This is a genomic window from Ruegeria sp. BHSB058 (assembly GCF_059613285.1).
Genome location: NZ_JBXWSF010000159.1, coordinates 1 through 2,956 on the forward strand (window position 1 = coordinate 1; position 2,956 = coordinate 2,956).

The window sequence follows — 2,956 nt, forward strand, 5'->3', positions numbered from 1 at the left end:
TATTCGGCCGTGCTCTGGGTCACGGTGCCCAAACCGGGCCATGCGAACAACGGATCCGACCAAGTAACTTCCAACTCAATCTCGATTCCAAGCAGTGCGGCCACTTCGATCGCAGCAGTCGGCTCCTTGTCCTCGGGCCAGTAGTGATCCTCGAAGGAAACAACCACGTCGAGATCGTCATCAACCCAGATTTCGGCCAGACTCGCTCCCATGCGCTCGCTGGCATTGGTCGCATCCTCGAACAGGGCAGCCCGGATCAAATGGGTCACCTGGTCACTGTTGAGGTCAAGCCTTGGCCGCGGATCTATAATTGACACGATGGGTTCAATCTCTTGCCTTTCGGCGCGGGATTGGACTGGCACTGGTTTTTCATCGGTCGGTTCCAGCCAGAAGGCTTCTGGAAAAATGTTGATTGGTGATGCGCCGCAGCTGGGGCAGTGCCATTGGTTTCCAGCGATCTGTGGGCCGGTGATCTCTGAGTTGCAGTGAAGGCAGTACCAGAGGTTCGATTCCTCCATCTCCAAGAACGGGTGCCGCACATTTCCTTCCGCATCCGGCTTTGTGGCGCGCCGTGGCCAATCGGCAAATCGCCGCGCCTTGACGCTCTGCATCAATTCCCTCGCAATCCCGATGGCTTCTTCACGTAGCACGCGATCGTTCATCGGGCTGGTCTGGGCATGCTTGATGTCGATCTCGACACGAGGGGCGGCCAAAGGGTTTTCTGGCAGCACGATCTGCCAACCCTCACCATCCATGCGGACGTCACCAAGCATTGTTTTCAGTTCGTATGGATGCCCCCGTACTTCTCCTCGAGTGACGGCATCGGGGCTTCCGAAGATATGGTCGAAGGTCGCACCCTCGTAGGAAGTGATCCGTTCCACGAAGGCCTTGATCGTGGCAACTTGTGCTTCGGAGGGAACCCACTCTCCTTTGGCGCTGCCTGTCAACGCATTCCAATGAGCAAAGCCCATTCGACTGGCAACAAAGTCGAGCGCTACGTGCTGTGGTTGACCCGTCGCCCTAGCGTAACGCTTCGCCAGTAGTTTCAAAGTCTTGAGCTTAGTGTTCTCTGTCATGATCCATGTCCAAGCCGGATCTGACTAGGTGCCCGCTGCTAATCAGACCCGCCGATGGCATGAGGTCTGCTGTTCGAAATTAAGATCGCTGCAAAGCTTCGCGTGGCGGGCACACCGGCCTGCGAGAAAGGCCTTGTTTAACCTCTGCCATTTTTGAACGCAGGTCAACACCAGCGAGTTGCGGGCGTGCGGCGCCTCCGACTTAGCGCCGTTTGCCCGAGAGAGTTTGAGGTTGGCCGGTTTCCCGGTGACGGGTTGAGGGCTGGGAGAGTGGCTCCCGGCGCCTGTCGCGGAGGAATGCCGATGGGCGTTGTGGAAGTTCTGGATGCGGTACAGCCGACGCGGGCTGGTGGCTGGAAAGTGGATGTGAGCCGGGGTGACCGGAATGGGCGGGTGTCGTCCGAATGGTTCAACAGGCCGGATGACGAGCGGTACCTGTCGCTCGACGATCTCTGGGCCAATGTGAAGGGTCGCTCTGAGCGCAGCCGCAGCCGGGTGGTGCAAACCGCCGACATCCGTGTCGAGGCAGCGCGCGACAGTGCAGAGCGGCTGCACTTGGTCCTGCCGAAAGCGCATGAGCCGATCGCACCCACGCACTGGGCCTTCGGCCAGCTTGCCAGCATCGTCGGTGCCCCGGCATCCTACCTGCGGCAGCTTCCCGCGCCTCTGGCGGGGATCAACCTGCAATACGGTTTGACCAACCACCGCGCCGAGCAGGTGAAGACCTTCGAGACCGAGGATGGCCGCACGGAACTGCGCGCCGTGACCGGTCCCGACTACGGCCGCATCCATGACTTCGAGCTTGTCGAGGCGGTTCAGCGCATCGCGGGCAATGGCACGGGCGATACGCGCTGGAAGGTACCGGGTGTGCTGGATTGGTCGACCGGGGTCTACAACCCCGATGTCGAAATCAGCCGCGACACGACCACGCTCTACGCCTCGGACCGCGATGTCTTCCTGTTCCTGGTCGATGATCGCAACCCGATCGAGGCGGGCAAGCTGGCGGACGGCTCCCCCGATCTCTATTTCCGGGGCTTCTATTGCTGGAATTCCGAGGTGGGCGCGAAGACCCTCGGCATGGCGAGCTTCTATCTGCGGGCGGTGTGCCAGAACCGCAACCTCTGGGGCGTCGAGGATTTCCAGGAGATCAAGATCCGTCACTCGAAATACGCCGCTTCGCGCTTCGCACATGAGGCCGCGCCCGCGTTGACGCGGTTTGCCAATTCCTCGCCGCAGGGGTTCGTGAACGGCATCAAGGCGGCGCGCCAGCAGATCGTGGCGCGCAGCGACGCGGACCGCGCGGATTTCCTGCGCAAGCGCGGTTTCTCGAAGGCCGAATCCGGCAAGATCATCGAGAAGGTGCTGATGGAGGAAGGCCGCCCGCCCGAGAGCATCTTCGATTTCGTGCAGGGCATCACGCGGCTCGCTCGCGACAAGACTCAGCAGGATGCACGCCTCGACATGGAAGGGCGCGCCAAGAAGCTCCTCGACCGCGTTGGCTAATGTGGCGACCGGAGGCGATATCGCCTCCGGTCTCGTTCCTGTTTCATCGATCTGCTACCGTGCCCGAAATGTTTAGGTGTTGGAAGTACGCGCATGGAAGAAATCGATTGGTCAGATCGTGCATTTTATGATGACGGCGAATGGGTTACCTGGTCGGAAATCGACGAGCAGCTTCGCTACAAGGAGTGGGGCGCAAAATACCCGAACGCGATTAGGTCTATGATCCCATATTTTGAGGATCTCCTGTCCCTCGCGGAAAGCTACCACCTCGAGACCGGCCTTCACCTCTCTGTCTACGGCGATATCGGTGAGCTGTTTGGTGCTATCACGTATGGTATCAAGCTGAACAAGACCTATGCCCAGGGTGCTGACGGAAG

2 protein-coding genes and 1 pseudogene are annotated in these 2,956 nt (G+C 59.9%); 2 read left to right on the plus strand and 1 reads right to left on the minus strand.

Annotated features, from left to right (window positions below; genetic code table 11):
* Positions 1–1,076: hypothetical protein (locus AC2FNB_RS20840; protein WP_496748655.1), on the minus strand; the 1,076-nt coding region annotated here is incomplete at its 3' end.
* Positions 1,077–1,379: 303 nt separating this feature from the next.
* On the opposite strand from AC2FNB_RS20840, the gene AC2FNB_RS20845 reads away from it, so the two are divergent.
* Both AC2FNB_RS20845 and AC2FNB_RS20850 read left to right on the plus strand, forming a co-directional pair.
* Positions 1,380–2,579, plus strand: coding sequence for a hypothetical protein (locus tag AC2FNB_RS20845; protein WP_038147531.1), 1,200 nt, complete (start codon positions 1,380–1,382; stop codon positions 2,577–2,579).
* 93 nt (positions 2,580–2,672) lie between these two features.
* Positions 2,673–2,956 (plus strand): annotated as a pseudogene (locus AC2FNB_RS20850) (hypothetical protein); the annotation flags it as partial.

Excerpts from the sequence above, each read along its gene's own strand:
- AC2FNB_RS20845 (WP_038147531.1), top strand. The coding sequence starts at position 1,380 with ATGGGCGTTGTGGAAGTTCTGGATGCGGTACAGCCGACGCGGGCTGGT.